The following is a 16462-nucleotide window of genomic DNA, read 5'->3' as shown; positions in this document are numbered from 1 at the left end:
CACCAGTCCTCACGCAACACTCTTCTCATATCCTCTGATTACTCAGCTGCTACCGGATAGATAGAAACCTGTTTCTTATCTCTTCCTTTTCTCTCAAATCTTACGACACCGTCAACCAGTGCGAATAAAGTATCATCGCCTCCGCGTCCTACATTCACACCCGGATGGATCTTGGTCCCGCGCTGTCTGTAAAGGATGTTGCCGGCTTTTACAAACTGTCCGTCTGCTCTCTTTGCGCCAAGTCTCTTGGACTCAGAATCTCTTCCGTTCTTTGTAGAACCCACACCCTTTTTATGAGCGAAATACTGAAGGTTTAATTTCATCATGGCTGCTGCACCTCCTCGAATGTTAAATCAATATATTCTGCATAGTTCTCGTCATCTTCCATCTGTGTCAGACCAAGGGCCATCGTCTTAAATAAAAGCTCTGTCTTTTCTGTAGGCCGATCTGTAAGCCTCACATCCAGCGCTCCTTCTTCCTCCTCACCGGAGACAGAAAGCTTCGCATCCGCATAGAGCTCCAGAGCGTTCACCGTGTTGATCATCAGCACGGATGCCGCCGCACAGACGATATCCTCTCCCGACTCAGCAAAACCGGCATGTCCCCTTGCGGAGAAACCGATATATTCGTCTTTCTGGTTCTGATAGATGGTTACATGAATCATCGGATACTCTCCAGAATTAAGCGTTGATCTTGTTGATCTTCACTGCAGTGTACTGCTGTCTGTGACCATTCTTCTTATGGTATCCAGTTTTTCTCTTAAACTTGTAAACGATGACTTTCTTCGCTTTTCCGTTTTCTACAACAGAAGCCTCAACGGTTGCTCCTTCAACGGTCGGATTACCGATCTTCAGGCCGTTATCGCTTACTGCAAGCACCTGGTCAAATGTATAAGTCTCTCCGGCTTCTACACCAAGCTTTTCTACTTTAATGATATCGCCTTCGGCTACTTTGTACTGTTTACCACCTGTTGCTATAATCGCGTACATATGGCACCTCCTATTATCATTACTCGCCAATTACGGTGTCTGCATCTGCAGACTTTAAAAACCTCATTGTGCGGCATACTGTAATATAATAGCACACGATTTCGTATCTTTCAAGAGGTTTTTGCGAAAATATGCTGTGTTTTTACAAAAAATCTTCTCCTGCCATGTCTTTACTTTGAAATCCCCAGAAGCTCCAGGGCATTTTGAGAAAAGATCCGTTCTTTTTCTTCTTCCGTCAGCGGACATTGCTTCATATAATCTACAAATTCCTTCTGGCCCGCCCAGGGGGAATCGGTTCCAAATAAAGTCTTCTCCACGCCGTGGTTTCTTACCATCCTTACGAACTGCTCCTCCGGGATAACGCCAAGCACCACTGCCGTGTCAAAATATACTTTTTCTCCCACCAGATACTCTTCCACCTCATTCCAGCATTGATTTCCTCCGAAATGAGCCAGGACAAGCTTCTGTGGCTGCACTTCCCGGATTACTTCCAGTGCCATCCCGGGAGTACAGTGGATATCATCCGGACATTTCGGATCTTGTCCTGCATGGACGCTGACAATAAGCCCAAGCTCTGACGCATAGGATATAATCCTCTTATAGCGGATATCATTAAAATAAGTGTCCTGATAGTCCGGATGCAGCTTAATTCCCCGGATTCCCGCGTCTTTAATCCCTTTCAGGATCTCTTTGTAGTTCTCACATGCGGGGTGGATCCCTCCAAAGGACAAAATCGGCCCTTCCTGGAAATCCAGAACGAAACGGTTAATCGAGTCAACCTGGGACGGCTTTGTCACAGCCGGAAGCGCTACGGAAATATCCACACCGGCCTCTTTCTGCGACCGGATCAGATCCTTTGCAGTTCCGTCCGTGTATGGTTCAGTCTGACAGATTTCTTTCAGATAATCCAGCGTCCTGCCTGCAATCTTCTCCGGGAAAATATGGGTATGGAAATCAATGATCATGACATTTCTCACACTCCTTTATCTTGTCATAGCAGTATCCAATGATGTCACGTCTGGTAATGATCCCGATAAAATGCCCCTGATCATCTACCACCGGTACAAAATTCTGTTCCATCGCCCGTTCGATCAGATCCTCCATATCTGATTCGGCAGACACGGATAAATAATCCATTCTCCGCTCGATCTTCATGATGCTTACATCTTCCGCATCTTTCAGATTCAGCAGATTTCTTTTTTTCAGTGACCACAAAAGATCTCCTTCCGTGATCGTTCCTACGTATTTTCCCTCTCTGTTCAGGATCGGGACCGAGGAATATTTGTGGTATTCCATGATTTCCAGCGCCTGCCGCAGCGTATGGTAATCATAGATATAAGCCACCTCACTTTTCGGTCTTAAGAAAAACAAAATGTTCATAAAAACTCTCCCCTGATCTTGCTTTTTCTTACAGCATGGTGTTTACAAAGATGTCGTAAATCGCACGGATCGCGGTTTCAAAGTCATGATTCCGCACTCCGATGATGATGTTCAGTTCACTGGAACCCTGGTCGATCATTTTTACATTGACATTCGCATGGGCCAGCGCAGAAAAAATCCGCCCGGATGTACCTCTGGTGGCACGCATCCCCCGGCCCACCACGGCAATCAGGGCAAGATCGGATTCCAGTTCCAGGAAATCCGGCTCTACTGCCCGATGGATCCCTGCAATGACCTTCTGTTCCTTTTCCTCAAACTCATCCTGATGGACAAAGATGGTAAAAGTATCGATTCCTGACGGCATATGTTCGATGGAGATCCCATTATCCGAGAACACCTCCAGAACTTTTTTACAGAAGCCGACTTCCGTATTCATCATGGCTTTTTCTACGGTAATGGATGCAAAATCCTTCTTCCCTGCAATTCCAGTGATCACGAACCGGGGCTTCCTGCAGGTACTTTCTACGATCAGTGTCCCCTTATCCTCCGGGATATTGGTATTACGGATATTAATCGGAATCCCTTCCTTACGCACCGGAAAAATTGCGTCTTCATGAAGAACCGTAGCCCCCATATAGGACAGCTCTCTGAGCTCGCGGTAGGTGATCACGTCAATAGCCTTTGGATTCGGAATGATCCTGGGATCTGTGATCAGGAAACCAGATACATCCGTCCAGTTTTCATACATATCCGCATGGACCGCCTTTGCCACGATCGAACCGGTGATATCCGATCCTCCTCTGGAAAAGGTTTTCACAGACCCGTCCGGCATGGATCCGTAAAATCCAGGGATCACAGCGCACTTCTTTTCTGCCAGCACCTCTGCCAGCACCTGATCTGTCTTTTTAGCGTCAAAGTTGCCGTCTTCATCAAAAAAAATCACGTCCGCCGCGTCGATAAAGGGATATCCCAGATATTCTGCCATAATACGGCCATTCAGATATTCCCCTCGGGATGCGGCATAGTCACGACCGGTCTTCCGGATAAAATTCTCCCTGATCATACGGAACTCATCCGTCAGATCCATAGAAAGTCCAAGTCCCTCTATGATCTCATCATAGCGTTCTTTGATCTTTTCAAGACGGCTCTCAAACTCTTCTTCGCACTCCTCCTCTTCCATGATCGCCACGCCGTAACAGCCATACAGCATGTCTGTCACCTTTGTGTCATCTGGCGTACGTTTCCCGGGAGCAGAAGGCACCACATATCTGCGGTCTGCATCCTTCCGGATAATCCGGCCCACCTTACGGAACTGTTCCGCATCCGCCAGGGAGCTTCCGCCAAATTTTACCACTTTTATCATCTTTTGTTGTCCTCCAAACTGCAATTTGCTCATCTGTTATCTATTTTACCTTATTTCTGCTGAACCTGCAATGGGTGGGAGGCAGCCCCTACGGCACGAGGGTCCCCAAATCCTCCAGTGGCAGATACCCGCCCTGCGGTGTCTTCGCATAGATATCCCTGCGGTGGATATGAAATGGATATTTCTCCGCCGGGAGCCCCATATCTTTGAGAAACGTTTCCATGACCAGATCCGGCTTCAGATTTTCCTCGCTTCCCGCAGAAAGAAACATGCGTATCCCTGCTTCCGTCAGCTCCATCTCTTGGATCATCGGCCGGATATTCACTTCTTTTTCACTTCGTTTCGTTTTTTTCAGCACCTTCAACTCTGTTTTTTCCAGGAAGGCTGCAAGCTTTTCTTTCCACTCCTCTGGAACCGGAACTGTCTCTTCCATAGATTTTGCGGACAAAAGCAATGTGACCTCATAGTCCGCTGCCGCCACTATGGTCATGCCGCTTTCCTTCTTATCCTCTGATATCTGCACAAAACTTACCACATCAATTCCCTCTGCCATTACCTGGTTCAAACGTCCTACTGCCGCTTCGGAAGAAATGCTCTCCGTAAGCTCGATATCCAGATATTCTCCGTCGCTGGTGATACCAATCCCCAGAGGCTGTGCGAAAGACATGATCATATGGGGACTGTAGCCGCCGGTAAATGCAATCGGAATATCCGCCCTTCTCATGGCCTTCTGGAAATAACGCATCACATCCAGGTGCCCGATGAAGCGCATGATGCCATATTTACGAAACTTAATTCTTGCCTTCAACACAGACACCTCCTTTCCATTTCGCCACGCCACAGCCGGAACACTGCATCCGGCAGTTGGGCGTCACCTCTCCTTTCATGGCCCGCTCCCATTCCCGCTTCAGGAATGACTTGGTCACACCGATATCAATAAAGTCCCAGGGGAAGACCTCATCCAGAGAACGTTCCCGCAGATTGTAAAACCCGATATCGATCCCGGTGTTCTCAAAGGCCTGCATCCATTTATCATTGTCGAACAGATCGCTCCAGGAGTCGTAAAGACAGCCCAGTCTGTAAGCCTCCCGGATCACGCGGCCGACTTTTCGGTCTCCTCTTGCCATCACACCTTCCAGCACGGTTACCTCTGCATCGTGCCAATGATATTTCAGGCTCTTGCGGTTGAGTTGATCCTGGAACCCCCGTTTGACAACTGCAGCCTTCCCAATATATTCCTCGTTAGTATACATTTTCGCCCACTGGAACGGAGTAAATGGCTTGGGGATAAAGAAAGAGGTGCTGGTCGTTACCTGGCACTTTCCGTTTCTCTGATCCTTGGGGATCTCATAGTACCTTCTTGCGATCTTGTCCGCAAGCTCCGGGATAGCTCGCATATCTTCCTCAGTCTCCGTGGGAAGCCCCAGCATAAAATACAGTTTTACCTTATTCCATCCGCCTTCAAAAGCCTGTCCTGCTCCGTCCAGGATCATCTCCTCTGTCAAACCTTTATTGATCACGTTCCGCATCCGCTGGGATCCGGCCTCCGGAGCAAAAGTAAGACTGCTCTTCCTGATATCCTGTACCTTTCCCATCACGTCCAGAGAAAACGCATCGATCCTGAGAGAAGGCAGAGAAATATTGATCCCCTTGTCCTTGAATTCCTCGATCAGAAACATCACCAGCTCTTTCAGCTCACTATAGTCACTGGAGCTTAGGGAGCTTAAAGAAATCTCTTCATGTCCGGTGTTTCTCAGCATCTTATATGCATAGTCTTTTAAGACCTCCACATCCCGTTCCCTGGTAGGGCGGTACAGCATCCCTGCCTGGCAGAACCGGCAGCCTCTGATGCATCCTCTCATGATTTCCATCACCACCCGATCCTGGGTCACTTTGATAAATGGCACCACCGGTTTCTCCGGATAGGTGGTATCCTGCATTTCCATGACCACCTGTTTGTGAACCACTGGTTTTGCATGGGGATTGACCGGATCAAATGACCGAATCGTCCCGTCTTCATGATATGTGGTTTCATAAAATGAAGGGACATAGATTCCTTCGATTTCGGCCGCCGCCTCCAGGAACTCCTGCCTGGAGCCTCCTCTTGCCCGAACTTCTTTATATACGTCAAACAGACGGTCGTAAACCGTCTCTCCTTCTCCGATATAGAACAGGTCAAAAAACTCTGCCAGCGGCTCCGGGTTATAGGTGCAGGGCCCTCCGCCGATCACGATGGGATCCTCCCAGGTCCGTTCTTCTGCATCCAGAGGGATTCCTGACAGATCCAGAACCTGCAGGATATTGGTGTAGCACATCTCATACTGGATGGTGATGCCCAGGAAGTCAAACTCCCGTACCGGATCCTGGGACTCCAGCGCAAACAACGGGATCTTTTCTTCCCGCATGACCTTGTCAAGATCGGTCCATGGCGAATACACCCGCTCGCACCAGACGTCATCTCTGCGATTGAACATATCGTAGAGGATCTGGATTCCCAGATGGGACATACCGATCTCGTAAACGTCCGGAAAACACATGGCAAAGCGGATATCCACCTGCTCCTTATCTTTCATCACCGAATTTACTTCACCGCCGATATAACGGGCAGGTTTCTCAATCTTTAGCAATATTTCATCATTTAAAGCTAGTTTTCTCACTTCTTAAACATCCTTTTTTATAATTTTTATTTATTGAAGATTTATGTAAAATGAATTTTTATATTTGAGCATTACAAATCCGTATAAATTGTACTAAAAGGGATTTCATATGTCAATCTAGAGAATTTGAAGAATCATTGCCAAACCTACGCAATTGTTAGGGTCCATTTTTAGCCAGATTTAACTGGCTGCCGGATAACCGTTTTCTAACTTTCCGGCTTTCACTTACGCACATCACCTAGATAAATCTCATAGCCAACAATCTATGACAATAGCATGTCATGTTTTAATGTAAAAGGCAACCAAAACATACATTTTTTGTCAGCTCCTGTTGGTAGAACTCCAGAAAGAATACGATATAATAAAGGCAAGGAGGTTGGAAATACATGAAAAAACAATCAAACCTGATTTTTCAAAATTTATCAGCACTGCGACAGTACCATAAATACTCGCAGGAAGAAGTAGCAGAAAAAGTCGGTGTAAGCCGACAGGCTGTAGCAAAATGGGAGTCAGGAGAAACAGTACCTGATATTCTCAACTGTAATGCCCTGGCAGAGCTTTACGATGTTTCGTTAGATTCTCTCATTCACTATGATCAAGAGAAAGAACATATGCCAATCCCGCCGAAGGGAAAACATCTTTTTGGAACGGTCAAAGTCGGAGACCGAGGACAGATTGTTCTGCCCAAAAAGGCAAGGGATCTTTTCCGTATCAAACAAGGTGATCTTCTTGTTGTTTTGGGAGACGAAAATCCGGAAACCGCAGGTATCGCTTTAGTTCCCGGTGATACCATCCTTCGTAATATTGCATCGCTGCGTGATATGCTAAACGATGAAAAGGAGGAAATCGAATGACAGAACTTTTACGGGTAGATCACTTGAATAAACATTATCCCGGATTTGCCTTGCAAGACGTTTCTTTCTCGGTAAAGCCCGGACGGATTATGGGACTGATTGGAAAAAATGGAGCCGGTAAGAGTACAACTCTCAAATCCATTCTGAATATAGTGCAGCCACAATCCGGAATCGTCAGCATACTGGGTAAAGATTTTTATCAGAACGAAAAAGAATGTAAACAGGAAATCGGCGTTGTATTTGGCGGAATTGACTTTTATCCATTGAAGAAACTTTCCACCATTACTGCTGTCACCAGTCGCTTCTACAAAGACTGGGATCAAAATCGATACACAGAATATCTCCGGCAGTTTTCTTTGGATGAAAGCAAGCAATTCCGCACTCTTTCTAACGGAATGAAAGTAAAATACCTGCTGGCCTTGGCGTTATCTCATCACGCAAAACTCTATCTGCTGGATGAGCCGACTTCCGGGCTGGATCCCGTTTCCAGGGATGAAATCCTGCATCTTTTTACCCGTATTGTAAAAGATGGCAAACGCTCCATCCTGTTTTCCACCCATATTACCTCAGATCTGGACCGTTGTGCCGATGATATCACCTATATCCAGAATGGAAAGGTTTTACAAAGTGCAGACAAAGACACCTTCCTGCGTTCCTTTGATCATCTAAAAACGCCGGAGGATAGTAAGCCACTTACTCTGGAAGAAATCATGCTTCGTACGGAAGGGAGGAATTCGGATGAAACTGCTCTATAAAGAATTGATGCTGGCCGCGCATCCCACATCCCTTGTCTTTGCTTGTCTTGGATGCCTCGTGGTAGTTCCTGCATATCCTTATACTGTTATTTTCATGTTTGGATGCCTGGCTCCTTATATTACGTTTCTCTATGCCAGGGAAACAAATGATGCCTGGTATAGTGCCATTCTTCCAATAACCAAACGGGAAAGTGTTAAAGGAAAATGTCAGTTGATCGTTTTCATCCAGCTGTTCCAGCTGCTTCTCTCTATCCCATGCGTTGTATTGCGGACAATTCTCCATATCGAAAACAATCCGGTTGGAATTGATGCTACCATCGCCTGGTATGGGTTGGGATTTATTATCTACGGTGTTTTTGACCTGGTATTCTTTCCTGCCTATTATAAGAACGGGTACAAAGCCGGCAAAGCCTTTGTGATAGCCGCCATCCCCATGCTGCTGTTAATGATTGCTTCGGAAGGAGCAGTCCGTCTTCCTGCTCTTGCCTGGCTGGATAGTTACGCTCCTTATGATCTACTGCTGCAAGCGCCCATCCTGCTGTTCGGGATTCTCTGCTACATCATCCTGATCTGCATTGCATACTGGGTTTCCGTCAAACGCTTTGAAAGGGTGGACTTATAACGAAATTAAGAATAGTGTGGTCCAGCTTTGCTGGACACACTGCACAAAAAAAGAGACCCGCTCTGGTCTCTCTTCTGTTTGTAACCAAAACCAAAAACCCGCCTGTCAAAGATAGTTTCCCAGAACTTCCGCAAGGTCTGTATCCTGTGTAACTGCCTCCTGAATCTGGTCGCTGCTTACATCCATCACCTCCTGTCCCTGGCGGTCCAGAGACACAAAAAAGGTAAATAAAAAGCAGCAAAGAAGCAGCCGTATGCCAAAGGTACCCTTCGGCATGGCCGCTTCCTCCTGCTCGTATATTCTGTGATAGGCAGCGCCATATCTGGGATGTACTGCCGGGATCTTTCCTTTATCACTGTACAGAGCTCTTGTCTGCTCCAGCAATTTACGTCTTCGTTTTTCCGATGTTTCCATATTGATCACCTCGGCACATTATATGCCGGTGATACACCGGATATGCTTTCTTACCGGTCCGCCAGTTCCTTTATGATATCCTCCCAGCTGATTCCCTTTTCTACCATCAGTACCATAGCATGATAAAGGAAATCAGAAAGCTCATACTTTACTTCTTCCGGGTTTGGATTCTTTGCGGCGATGACCACCTCCGTAGCCTCCTCGCCCACCTTTTTCAGAATTTTATCAATTCCCTTATCAAACAGATAGTTGGTATACGAACCCTCCTTTGGATGCTCCTTCCGGTCCAGGATCGTGCTGTATACGGATTCAAAAATTTTCAGCGGGTTGTTTTCGTCATAGTCTGTTCCTGCCAGCGGCTGGAAAAAGCAGGTCGGATTTCCCGTATGGCAGGCCGCGCCCACCTGGTCCACTTTGGCAAGCAGCGTATCTAAGTCACAGTCGATGGTCAGGGATTTCACATACTGGAAATGTCCGCTGGTCTCCCCCTTTACCCAGAGCGTCTGACGGCTGCGGCTGTAATAGGTCATCCGCCCGGTTTTGATCGTCTGGTTAAACGCTTCCTCATTCATATAAGCCAGCATCAGGACCTCCTGTGTCTTAAAATGCTGTACCACCACAGGGATCAGGCCCTGTTCGTTCGTCTTGAACTGGGAAAACTCCATGATGCTCTCAAAGGAAGTCATCTTGATATCCTGTGCCGTGCACTTTTCCTTAAATGTAGACAGGTCCATATCAGTCCGGCTGACATACTGTCCGGATAAACCTTTCACACCCGGACATTTCAGGATCTTGAAAAGTTCTCTCTCATCCATCGTATCCGTAAGGATCACACAGGGAATATCCGTTACGTTCATAACGGAGTCCAGATCCAGTCTGTGCATGAACACGATCTCGCCGCAGCACTCCTCAATCTTATGCTGATGCTTAAATAACGCATCGAAATCATGCAGGGAAACGGCTATCTTTTCTTTCCCGAACCGTTTTGCCGCGTCCTCCATCAGCTTCGGGCTGTCCTGCTTGGAAAAGTTCAGGATGGCCCTCTTGGCGCCGGCATACAGGATCTTCTTCACATCCTCCTGCCGCTTTACATTTCCTCCCGCGATCATGGGGATCCTTATGATCCGGTTCATCCGTTTCATCAGGTCGATGGCTTCATCATGCTCCTCGTCTGAATCCGACAGATCAAACACGATCAGCTCGTCAGCCCCGTGATCGCTGTAATACTTTGCAAGGCTGATAACATCGTCGGATACCACCGTTTTGTCATCAAACCATTTTACCGCTTTGCCCCCCGCGATCAGGATGCAGGGGATCAGTCTTTTATAACTTGCAACCATTTGGGTCTATCTCTCCTTTACAAACTTCCTTTTGTCGTCCAGGCGCCCTCGATCCTTGGCTCCTTTTGCACCGCCATATCCAGGGCCCTTCCGAAACTTTTGAACAATGCTTCCGCCATATGATGATTGTTCTCTCCGTCCAGGATCTTAAGATGCAGGTTCATCATCCCGTGGCTGGAGACCGCATAGAAAAATTCACGAACCATCTCCGTATCCATTTCGCCAAGCCGGGGAGTGGTAAATTCTGCATCATACCGAAGATATGCCCGGCCCGACAGGTCCACCGCACACAGGGCAAGCGTCTCATCCATGGGAAGGATCGAATGACCGTAGCGGCGGATCCCCGCTTTATTTCCCAAAGCCTCCCGGACAGCCTGCCCAAGGACGATTCCTGTATCCTCGATCGTGTGATGGCAGTCCACTCCCAGATCTCCCGTCACCTTAATCTCCAGATCAAACAGGCCGTGTCTTGCAAAACCATCCAGCATATGGTCAAAAAATCCGATTCCTGTATCAATCTTCGTCCTGCCGCTCCCGTCAATATTCAGCGACAGTGAAATATCTGTCTCCTTGGTCTTCCTCTCACAAGCTGCTTTTCTGTCCATATTTTTCACCTCCCGCTACTTCTCAAAACGGACATGAATGGAATTTGCATGTGCCGTCAGGTGCTCCGCCTTTGCAAAGGTCTCAATCTCCGTATGGATTTTCTCCAGAGCATCCCTGGAGTAGGCGATGATACTGGATTTCTTGATAAAATCATCCACAGACAGCGGAGAGAAAAACTTCGCCGTGCCATTGGTCGGAAGCACATGATTCGGCCCCGCAAAATAATCACCTAAAGGTTCGCTGGAATATTCTCCGATAAAGATCGCTCCCGCATTTCGGATCTTTGTCATCACATCATAGGGATCCTTTGTCTGGATCTCCAGGTGCTCGGATGCGATCTCGTTGGCCGTCTCGATCGCCTCCTCCATCGTATCCGCTACCAGGATGTAGCCGTAATTATCAAGAGACTTCCGAATGATTTCCGCCCGGGATAATTCTTTTAAGAATCCGTCGATCTCTTCTGATACCTTTTCTGCCAGTTCCATGCTGGTGGTGACAAGGATTGCGCTCGCCAGCTCGTCATGCTCTGCCTGAGACAGAAGATCTGCCGCCACATACCTGGGATTGGCCGTCTCATCTGCGATCACCAGAATCTCGCTTGGCCCTGCGATGGCATCAATGCTGACATGTCCATAGACTGCTTTTTTAGCCAGCGCTACATAGATATTCCCCGGGCCTACGATCTTATCCACCTTCGGGATGGTTTCCGTCCCGTAAGCCAGCGCGCCGATCGCCTGGGCTCCTCCCACCTTATAAATTACATCTGCTCCGGCTTCCTTTGCCGCCACCAGTGTATTGGGCGTAACCTTTCCATCTTTCCCGGGCGGCGTGACCATAATAATTTCTTTTACACCGGCCACCCTGGCAGGAACAATATTCATCAGCACAGAAGACGGGTACGCTGCCTTTCCTCCCGGCACATAGACGCCTACTCTCTGAAGTGCCGTCACCTTCTGTCCCAGGATCGTCCCGTCCGGCTGTGCGTCAAACCAGCTTCTCTGCATCTGTTTTTCATGATAGGAACGAATATTCCCAAGCGCTTTTTTTATCACCCGAATCAGAGAAGGATCTGCCAGGCGGTAGGCTTCTTCGATCTCCTCGTCCGTGACACGGATTGTACTTTTATCAATCTTTGCATGGTCAAACTGCATGGTATAGGAAAACAGAGCCTGATCTCCCTCCTCCCGGACCTTGTCAAGGATCTGAGAAACACTCTTTTCAAATTCGTAGTACTGATTAGGACTACGTTTCAGAAGATCCTCCAGCAGATTCTTCCTCGCCTCCTGTTCCAGTTTCATTATTCTCATAGAAATCACTCTCGCTTTCTTTTTTGACGTTCCATTTTCTAGACCATCACGTGCGCCCGCAGCATGGTCAGGATCTCCTTGATCCTGTCATTTTCCATTCTAAGACTTACCGGATTTACGATCATCCTTGCAGACAGGGGGCACACCTCTTCCAGCACCTTCAGGCCATTCTCCTTTAATGTAGAACCTGTCTCCACGATATCCACGATCACCTCAGACAGCCCCACAATAGGAGCAAGCTCAATGGAGCCGTTCAGCTTGATGATCTCCACCGTCTGATGCTTGGTATTATAAAAATAATCCTTTGCGATATTCGGATATTTTGTAGCCACCCGGATCAGCTCATGATGCTGAAGGTAATGGGCCGCATCCGGATGTCCGCAGACGCACATCCGGCATTTCCCAAATCCCAGATCCAGCACCTCGTGAACCTTCCGCCCTTCTTCCAGTATAGTGTCTTTACCCACTACACCGATGTCTGCCGCACCGTACTCTACATAAGTAGGCACATCCGGTCCCTTTGCCAGGAAAAAACGTACCTTGAGGTCTTCATTTGTAAAGATGAGCCTGCGGGAATCTTTGTCCTTCATTTCCTCGCAGTCGATCCCGATCTTTTCCAGCAGTTCCATTGTCTGGCTGGCCAGACGCCCCTTCGTCAGGGCAAATGTCAGATATCTCATGTATTTAACTCCTATCCGTACTGTTTAAGGTCTTCTGCTCTCCGTTTACCAGATTGATCATGGTAATCTCTCCGGACTTTTTGATATAGATCAGATTTCCGGCATAATACTCTTTTCCATATTCTACATAAGCCTCCAGGAGCTTGTCTTTCGACTTCTTGACCAGCTCTGTATTTTTAGCCTTTCTGCGGAAATCCTTTGCCAGGGCGATGGCTTCTCTTAACCGCCCTTCATCATAAAGAACGATAGTATTCTTCCTGGTATACACGATCCTGATCTTCTGCCGGATTAATGCCTTCATCAGCTCGTCAATCACGATAGCAAATCCGATAGAGGCCGACTTCTTTCCGAATTTTTCAACCAGATGATCATAGCGGCCCCCTTTCACGATAGCATCGCCCGTACCATAGGTGTATCCGCGGAAAATAATGCCTGTATAATATCCGTAGGTCCCTGACATACTCAGATCAAATGTCACAAACTTTTCTACTCCATAAAGCTTCAGGATTTCATAGATCTTCTCCAGACGGCGAAGCGCCATCACACCTTTTGAGTTAGGGGCAATATTCTTAGCCTTTTCCAGGATATCTACCCCTCCCAGGAGCTCATTCATCTTGCCAAATGCTTCTTTGGAGCTTCGTTTCACCTGAATGCTTTCCAGATATTCTTCCACGCCGTAAAAATTACGGTTGGTAATCAGCTCTCTTACCCGCTCCCTGGCATCCTCGTCAAGATCTGCATCCTCGATCAGACTCTGCAGGAAATCTACATTGCTGACAGTCAGCTGGAATTCCTTCAGACCGATGGTCAGCATAGACTCGATGACCAGTGCCAGCATCTCTGCATCCGCCTCCACCGAATCATCCCCCAGAAGTTCCGCACCCATCTGGGTAGTCTCTCTTAACCGGCCCTGATAGCTGGAATGATTGACGAAGGTACTGCCCGTATAACACAGTCGGATCGGCAGCTGCTCCTCCTGAAACAAGGTGGCTGCTGCCCTGGCAATGGACGGGGTAAAATCCGGCCTCAGGACCAGTGTATTCCCTTCCTTGTCAAAAAACTTATAGAGTTCCCTGGACGGTATGGTCCCGATCTCTTTGCGGAACACATCAAAATATTCAAATGTCGGCGTCTGGATATCATGATATCCGTACATGTGGAAGACTTTTTTCAACCGGCTTTCCAGCGCCAGCTTCTTTCCACATTCTACGTTGTAAATATCCCGGACACCCTCTGGTGTATGCAGTAATTTCTTCATAGATCCTCCATCTATCTTTAGAACGATTTCACTTTAGTGTGCTACCATATTAAAAACCTTTTAGAATTATACGCATTTTCTTATTCTTTGTCAAGCTGGTCACGAATCTTAAGATCCAGATTCAGCGCATCCAGATAGGGGATATAATATCCTCTGGAAAACTCCATAAAAAACCTGGGATCCAGTTCTTCCATCCGGAAGCTTTTCCTGCCGCCTTCTTCCGCCCGTTTCCAGAAACCGTATAATTCCCGGAACCGGAGATAATAAAGCATATCTTTTGCAGAATAATAGATCAGAACAAAAGCGATCCCTTCCTGCTTTTCAAACGCCTCCATAAACCTTACCTGATGTTCGTGGATATTCTGCAGGGGAAATGTCTGCGCCACACATTCTTTCGCATCAAAACACACCGGTATTCCCTGCACGGCTCCAATATAATCTACCGTGCTGCGCTGGTCAAAATATGCCAGCGTGATCTGCCGGTGCTCTTTATCCATCTTCACCGGTGTGATCGGCGTGGGAATTTTCTGGATCAGTGCCAGCCCCTTTTCCAGGTACCATTCATTGGTCCGGTTGACCATCTCTTCTAATGTTGAACCTCTAAGGCCTCTTGAATTCCATGTTGCCATTTTGTCTCCTTTATGATCTGCCAGAATTTCTCAGGTACCGGCGCTTCATATGTATGCCCGGATACTGCCTCAAGGGGTGCCTCCATCACCGGAAAAGTCAGATGCCATGCATGAAGCATCTGTGTACAGATCCCGTATTTCTTCTGATACCTTCCATTCCACCGGCTGTCCCCGTATTTGGGATCCCCCAGGATCGGATGTCCGATGGAAGCAAGATGGGCCCGGATCTGGTGCGTCTTCCCAGTGATCAGATGAACTTTCAGAAGTGTCATCTCATCGTTCCACGCTGCCGGGACATAATCGGTTTCGATTGCAGTTTTTCCTCTGCTTCCCACCGCAACCTGGTTTGTCCGCTCATCCTTGGTCAGAAAGCCACGGATGCTCCCGCTTTCCCTGACACATCCTTTCACGATACACAGATACCACTTCTCCACTGTCCGTTCCTGGAACACCTGGCTTAGCTGCTGCAGTGCCGCAAGCGTCTTTCCTGCCGTGATCAGTCCGCTGGTATTCCGATCCAGCCGGTTGCACACCGACGGGCGGAAGGTGCGAAGCTCTTCCTCCGTGATCTGTCCGCTTCTTAAAAGATATCCCTGGACCGCTTCTACCATGGACACATCCGTCTTTCCGGCTTTTTGGGAAAGCATCCCTGCCGGCTTATTCAGAAGCATAATCTGAGAATCTTCATAAATAATCTCCAGTGGAAGCTCCATGGCACCGCCGCCTGCCTTTTCTTTGTCTGCCTTCCTCTTCTCCGGAGCTTCGCCAGAAAATTTAGAGATCGTATCATCGGAAAGGAAAAGCTTAACCCGGTCTCCCACGGCCAGCTTCTCGTTTCCACCGGCCTTTTTCCCGTTTAATACAATATTTTTCTTACGCAGCATTTTGTAAAAGAAGGACGCAGGCGCCTCTTTCATATATTTTTTCAGGAATTTATCCAGCCGCTGTCCGGCCTCATTTTCCTTGATGATGATTTCTCTCATATCAGTTCTGTCTCTTTCATCCTGGTTATGATCTGTCTGATCTTCCTCTACATGGAGATTGCCAAAATAATATCCCGGACCCTTTTGTCATGACGCCGGTCCGGCTTCTGTACCGCCGCAATATTGCTCATCCCCTCCACTCTGGCAAGAAACGCGTGATAATCGTGGAAGATCTTGACCGTCATCTTGTCATAGCGGTTGTTTTTAAGGATTGTTTTAATATGGCGGGACAGCACTGTTTCATCTGTCTTCGGGCTGCTGGCATAGCCGCAGACCACATGGCCGGATATGATCACCGCCTCTACCGGCATGACCTTTTCCGTACTGGTAATGATCAGGTCATAGGCTCTGGTAAGAAGGCCTGCCTTCTCCTCCAGTTCCTTAAAGCGCTCCGGAGAGATGCTCTTATGGGGCGCCATCGTAATAAACTCCACCAGCATTTTGGCTGCCGGAAGGCATCCCACTACCGCCAGCACTGTCATAAGATTCAGTTTCGTTCCTGTCTGCATATATCCCAGCACAAAGACGGCTATAACTATGGCAAACTCTGCAATTGCATACACCAGATAGCGAAACTTTCTTGCTTTAATATATCCCGGCTGTCCTTTTTCTATCTTCATGTTCC

20 protein-coding genes are annotated in these 16462 nt (G+C 47.7%); 3 read left to right on the top strand and 17 right to left on the bottom strand.

Features of this window, described 5'->3' with window-relative positions:
* Positions 1 to 38: 38 nt before the first annotated feature.
* The 8 genes from rpmA to BKD12_RS10010 form a co-directional block, all read right to left on the bottom strand.
* Positions 39 to 326, bottom strand: coding sequence for a 50S ribosomal protein L27 (rpmA, locus tag BKD12_RS10045; protein WP_070089180.1), 288 nt, complete (start codon positions 324 to 326; stop codon positions 39 to 41).
* Positions 323 to 664, bottom strand: a complete 342-nt coding sequence (locus BKD12_RS10040; protein WP_070089179.1) for a ribosomal-processing cysteine protease Prp — start codon at positions 662 to 664, stop codon at positions 323 to 325. The genes rpmA and BKD12_RS10040 overlap by 4 nt, the downstream gene beginning before the upstream one ends.
* 16 nt (positions 665 to 680) lie before the next feature.
* On the bottom strand, positions 681 to 989 hold the full coding sequence (rplU, locus tag BKD12_RS10035) for a 50S ribosomal protein L21 (RefSeq protein ID WP_070089178.1): 309 nt from the start codon (positions 987 to 989) through the stop codon (positions 681 to 683).
* A gap of 170 nt (positions 990 to 1159) precedes the next feature.
* Positions 1160 to 1954 (bottom strand): amidohydrolase family protein, encoded by a 795-nt coding sequence (locus BKD12_RS10030; RefSeq protein ID WP_070089177.1) that lies wholly within the window; start codon positions 1952 to 1954, stop codon positions 1160 to 1162.
* Positions 1944 to 2369 carry a CBS domain-containing protein gene (locus BKD12_RS10025; protein ID WP_070089176.1) on the bottom strand — a complete coding sequence of 142 codons (426 nt, stop codon included), beginning with the start codon at positions 2367 to 2369 and terminating at the stop codon, positions 1944 to 1946. Before BKD12_RS10025 ends, BKD12_RS10030 begins: the two co-directional genes overlap by 11 nt.
* 28 nt (positions 2370 to 2397) lie before the next feature.
* A complete protein-coding gene (locus tag BKD12_RS10020; protein ID WP_070089175.1) occupies positions 2398 to 3732 on the bottom strand; it encodes an aspartate kinase in 1335 nt (444 codons plus the stop codon).
* Between the two features lie 88 nt (positions 3733 to 3820).
* Positions 3821 to 4540 carry a TIGR03936 family radical SAM-associated protein gene (locus BKD12_RS10015; RefSeq protein WP_070089174.1) on the bottom strand — a complete coding sequence of 240 codons (720 nt, stop codon included), beginning with the start codon at positions 4538 to 4540 and terminating at the stop codon, positions 3821 to 3823.
* Positions 4524 to 6389, bottom strand: coding sequence for a TIGR03960 family B12-binding radical SAM protein (locus BKD12_RS10010; RefSeq protein ID WP_070089173.1), 1866 nt, complete (start codon positions 6387 to 6389; stop codon positions 4524 to 4526). Before BKD12_RS10010 ends, BKD12_RS10015 begins: the two co-directional genes overlap by 17 nt.
* Before the next feature lie 386 nt (positions 6390 to 6775).
* On the opposite strand from BKD12_RS10010, the gene BKD12_RS10005 reads away from it, so the two are divergent.
* The 3 genes from BKD12_RS10005 to BKD12_RS09995 are packed head-to-tail and all read left to right on the top strand — an operon-like array spanning position 6776 to position 8620.
* Positions 6776 to 7243, top strand: a complete 468-nt coding sequence (locus BKD12_RS10005) for a helix-turn-helix domain-containing protein (protein ID WP_070089172.1) — start codon at positions 6776 to 6778, stop codon at positions 7241 to 7243.
* Positions 7240 to 7998: an ABC transporter ATP-binding protein gene (locus tag BKD12_RS10000; RefSeq protein WP_070089171.1), complete on the top strand. Its 759-nt coding sequence runs from the start codon at positions 7240 to 7242 to the stop codon at positions 7996 to 7998. The genes BKD12_RS10005 and BKD12_RS10000 overlap by 4 nt, the downstream gene beginning before the upstream one ends.
* Positions 7982 to 8620, top strand: coding sequence for an ABC-2 transporter permease (locus tag BKD12_RS09995; RefSeq protein WP_070089170.1), 639 nt, complete (start codon positions 7982 to 7984; stop codon positions 8618 to 8620). Before BKD12_RS10000 ends, BKD12_RS09995 begins: the two co-directional genes overlap by 17 nt.
* Before the next feature lie 105 nt (positions 8621 to 8725).
* Here the strand turns inward: BKD12_RS09995 and BKD12_RS09990 are convergent, their stop codons facing one another.
* The 9 genes from BKD12_RS09990 to BKD12_RS09950 form a co-directional block, all read right to left on the bottom strand.
* On the bottom strand, positions 8726 to 9034 hold the full coding sequence (locus BKD12_RS09990; protein WP_070089169.1) for a hypothetical protein: 309 nt from the start codon (positions 9032 to 9034) through the stop codon (positions 8726 to 8728).
* A 50-nt stretch (positions 9035 to 9084) separates the two neighbouring features.
* Positions 9085 to 10374 (bottom strand): bifunctional phosphoribosyl-AMP cyclohydrolase/phosphoribosyl-ATP diphosphatase HisIE, encoded by a 1290-nt coding sequence (gene hisIE, locus BKD12_RS09985; protein WP_070089168.1) that lies wholly within the window; start codon positions 10372 to 10374, stop codon positions 9085 to 9087.
* A 17-nt stretch (positions 10375 to 10391) separates the two neighbouring features.
* The gene (gene hisB, locus BKD12_RS09980) at positions 10392 to 10979 is read right to left on the bottom strand and encodes an imidazoleglycerol-phosphate dehydratase HisB (RefSeq protein ID WP_070089167.1); all 588 of its coding nucleotides are present in this window, start codon (positions 10977 to 10979) and stop codon (positions 10392 to 10394) included.
* Positions 10980 to 10994: 15 nt separating this feature from the next.
* A complete protein-coding gene (hisD, locus tag BKD12_RS09975; RefSeq protein WP_070089166.1) occupies positions 10995 to 12287 on the bottom strand; it encodes a histidinol dehydrogenase in 1293 nt (430 codons plus the stop codon).
* A gap of 38 nt (positions 12288 to 12325) precedes the next feature.
* Positions 12326 to 12967 carry an ATP phosphoribosyltransferase gene (gene hisG / locus BKD12_RS09970; RefSeq protein WP_070089165.1) on the bottom strand — a complete coding sequence of 214 codons (642 nt, stop codon included), beginning with the start codon at positions 12965 to 12967 and terminating at the stop codon, positions 12326 to 12328.
* A gap of 4 nt (positions 12968 to 12971) precedes the next feature.
* Entirely contained in the window at positions 12972 to 14225 is a 1254-nt protein-coding gene (gene hisZ / locus BKD12_RS09965; protein WP_070089164.1) for an ATP phosphoribosyltransferase regulatory subunit, read from the bottom strand.
* Positions 14226 to 14305: 80 nt separating this feature from the next.
* Positions 14306 to 14854 carry a Holliday junction resolvase RecU gene (locus BKD12_RS09960; protein ID WP_070089163.1) on the bottom strand — a complete coding sequence of 183 codons (549 nt, stop codon included), beginning with the start codon at positions 14852 to 14854 and terminating at the stop codon, positions 14306 to 14308.
* Positions 14812 to 15837: an RluA family pseudouridine synthase gene (locus BKD12_RS09955; RefSeq protein ID WP_070089162.1), complete on the bottom strand. Its 1026-nt coding sequence runs from the start codon at positions 15835 to 15837 to the stop codon at positions 14812 to 14814. Before BKD12_RS09955 ends, BKD12_RS09960 begins: the two co-directional genes overlap by 43 nt.
* A 47-nt stretch (positions 15838 to 15884) precedes the next feature.
* On the bottom strand, positions 15885 to 16457 hold the full coding sequence (locus tag BKD12_RS09950; RefSeq protein WP_070089161.1) for a hypothetical protein: 573 nt from the start codon (positions 16455 to 16457) through the stop codon (positions 15885 to 15887).
* Between the last annotated feature and the right edge of the window lie 5 nt (positions 16458 to 16462).

Origin of the sequence: Merdimonas faecis (assembly GCF_001754075.1) — a bacterium.
Classification (GTDB): Bacteria; Bacillota; Clostridia; order Lachnospirales; family Lachnospiraceae; genus Merdimonas; species Merdimonas faecis.
Note: the sequence above shows the minus strand (reverse complement) of the source record. Positions and strands in the feature narration are given on the sequence as shown.

Coding starts and splice junctions, on each gene's coding strand:
- hisZ (WP_070089164.1), bottom strand. CDS start 14,225: ATGAAGAAATTACTGCATACACCAGAGGGTGTCCGGGATATTTACAAC.
- rplU (WP_070089178.1), bottom strand. CDS start 989: ATGTACGCGATTATAGCAACAGGTGGTAAACAGTACAAAGTAGCCGAA.
- hisIE (WP_070089168.1), bottom strand. CDS start 10,374: ATGGTTGCAAGTTATAAAAGACTGATCCCCTGCATCCTGATCGCGGGG.
- rpmA (WP_070089180.1), bottom strand. CDS start 326: ATGATGAAATTAAACCTTCAGTATTTCGCTCATAAAAAGGGTGTGGGT.
- BKD12_RS09950 (WP_070089161.1), bottom strand. CDS start 16,457: ATGAAGATAGAAAAAGGACAGCCGGGATATATTAAAGCAAGAAAGTTT.
- BKD12_RS10020 (WP_070089175.1), bottom strand. CDS start 3,732: ATGATAAAAGTGGTAAAATTTGGCGGAAGCTCCCTGGCGGATGCGGAA.
- BKD12_RS09990 (WP_070089169.1), bottom strand. CDS start 9,034: ATGGAAACATCGGAAAAACGAAGACGTAAATTGCTGGAGCAGACAAGA.
- hisB (WP_070089167.1), bottom strand. CDS start 10,979: ATGGACAGAAAAGCAGCTTGTGAGAGGAAGACCAAGGAGACAGATATT.
- BKD12_RS10005 (WP_070089172.1), top strand. CDS start 6,776: ATGAAAAAACAATCAAACCTGATTTTTCAAAATTTATCAGCACTGCGA.
- BKD12_RS09955 (WP_070089162.1), bottom strand. CDS start 15,837: ATGAGAGAAATCATCATCAAGGAAAATGAGGCCGGACAGCGGCTGGAT.
- hisG (WP_070089165.1), bottom strand. CDS start 12,967: ATGAGATATCTGACATTTGCCCTGACGAAGGGGCGTCTGGCCAGCCAG.
- BKD12_RS10030 (WP_070089177.1), bottom strand. CDS start 1,954: ATGATCATTGATTTCCATACCCATATTTTCCCGGAGAAGATTGCAGGC.
- BKD12_RS10000 (WP_070089171.1), top strand. CDS start 7,240: ATGACAGAACTTTTACGGGTAGATCACTTGAATAAACATTATCCCGGA.
- hisD (WP_070089166.1), bottom strand. CDS start 12,287: ATGAGAATAATGAAACTGGAACAGGAGGCGAGGAAGAATCTGCTGGAG.
- BKD12_RS09960 (WP_070089163.1), bottom strand. CDS start 14,854: ATGGCAACATGGAATTCAAGAGGCCTTAGAGGTTCAACATTAGAAGAG.
- BKD12_RS10025 (WP_070089176.1), bottom strand. CDS start 2,369: ATGAACATTTTGTTTTTCTTAAGACCGAAAAGTGAGGTGGCTTATATC.
- BKD12_RS09995 (WP_070089170.1), top strand. CDS start 7,982: ATGAAACTGCTCTATAAAGAATTGATGCTGGCCGCGCATCCCACATCC.
- BKD12_RS10040 (WP_070089179.1), bottom strand. CDS start 664: ATGATTCATGTAACCATCTATCAGAACCAGAAAGACGAATATATCGGT.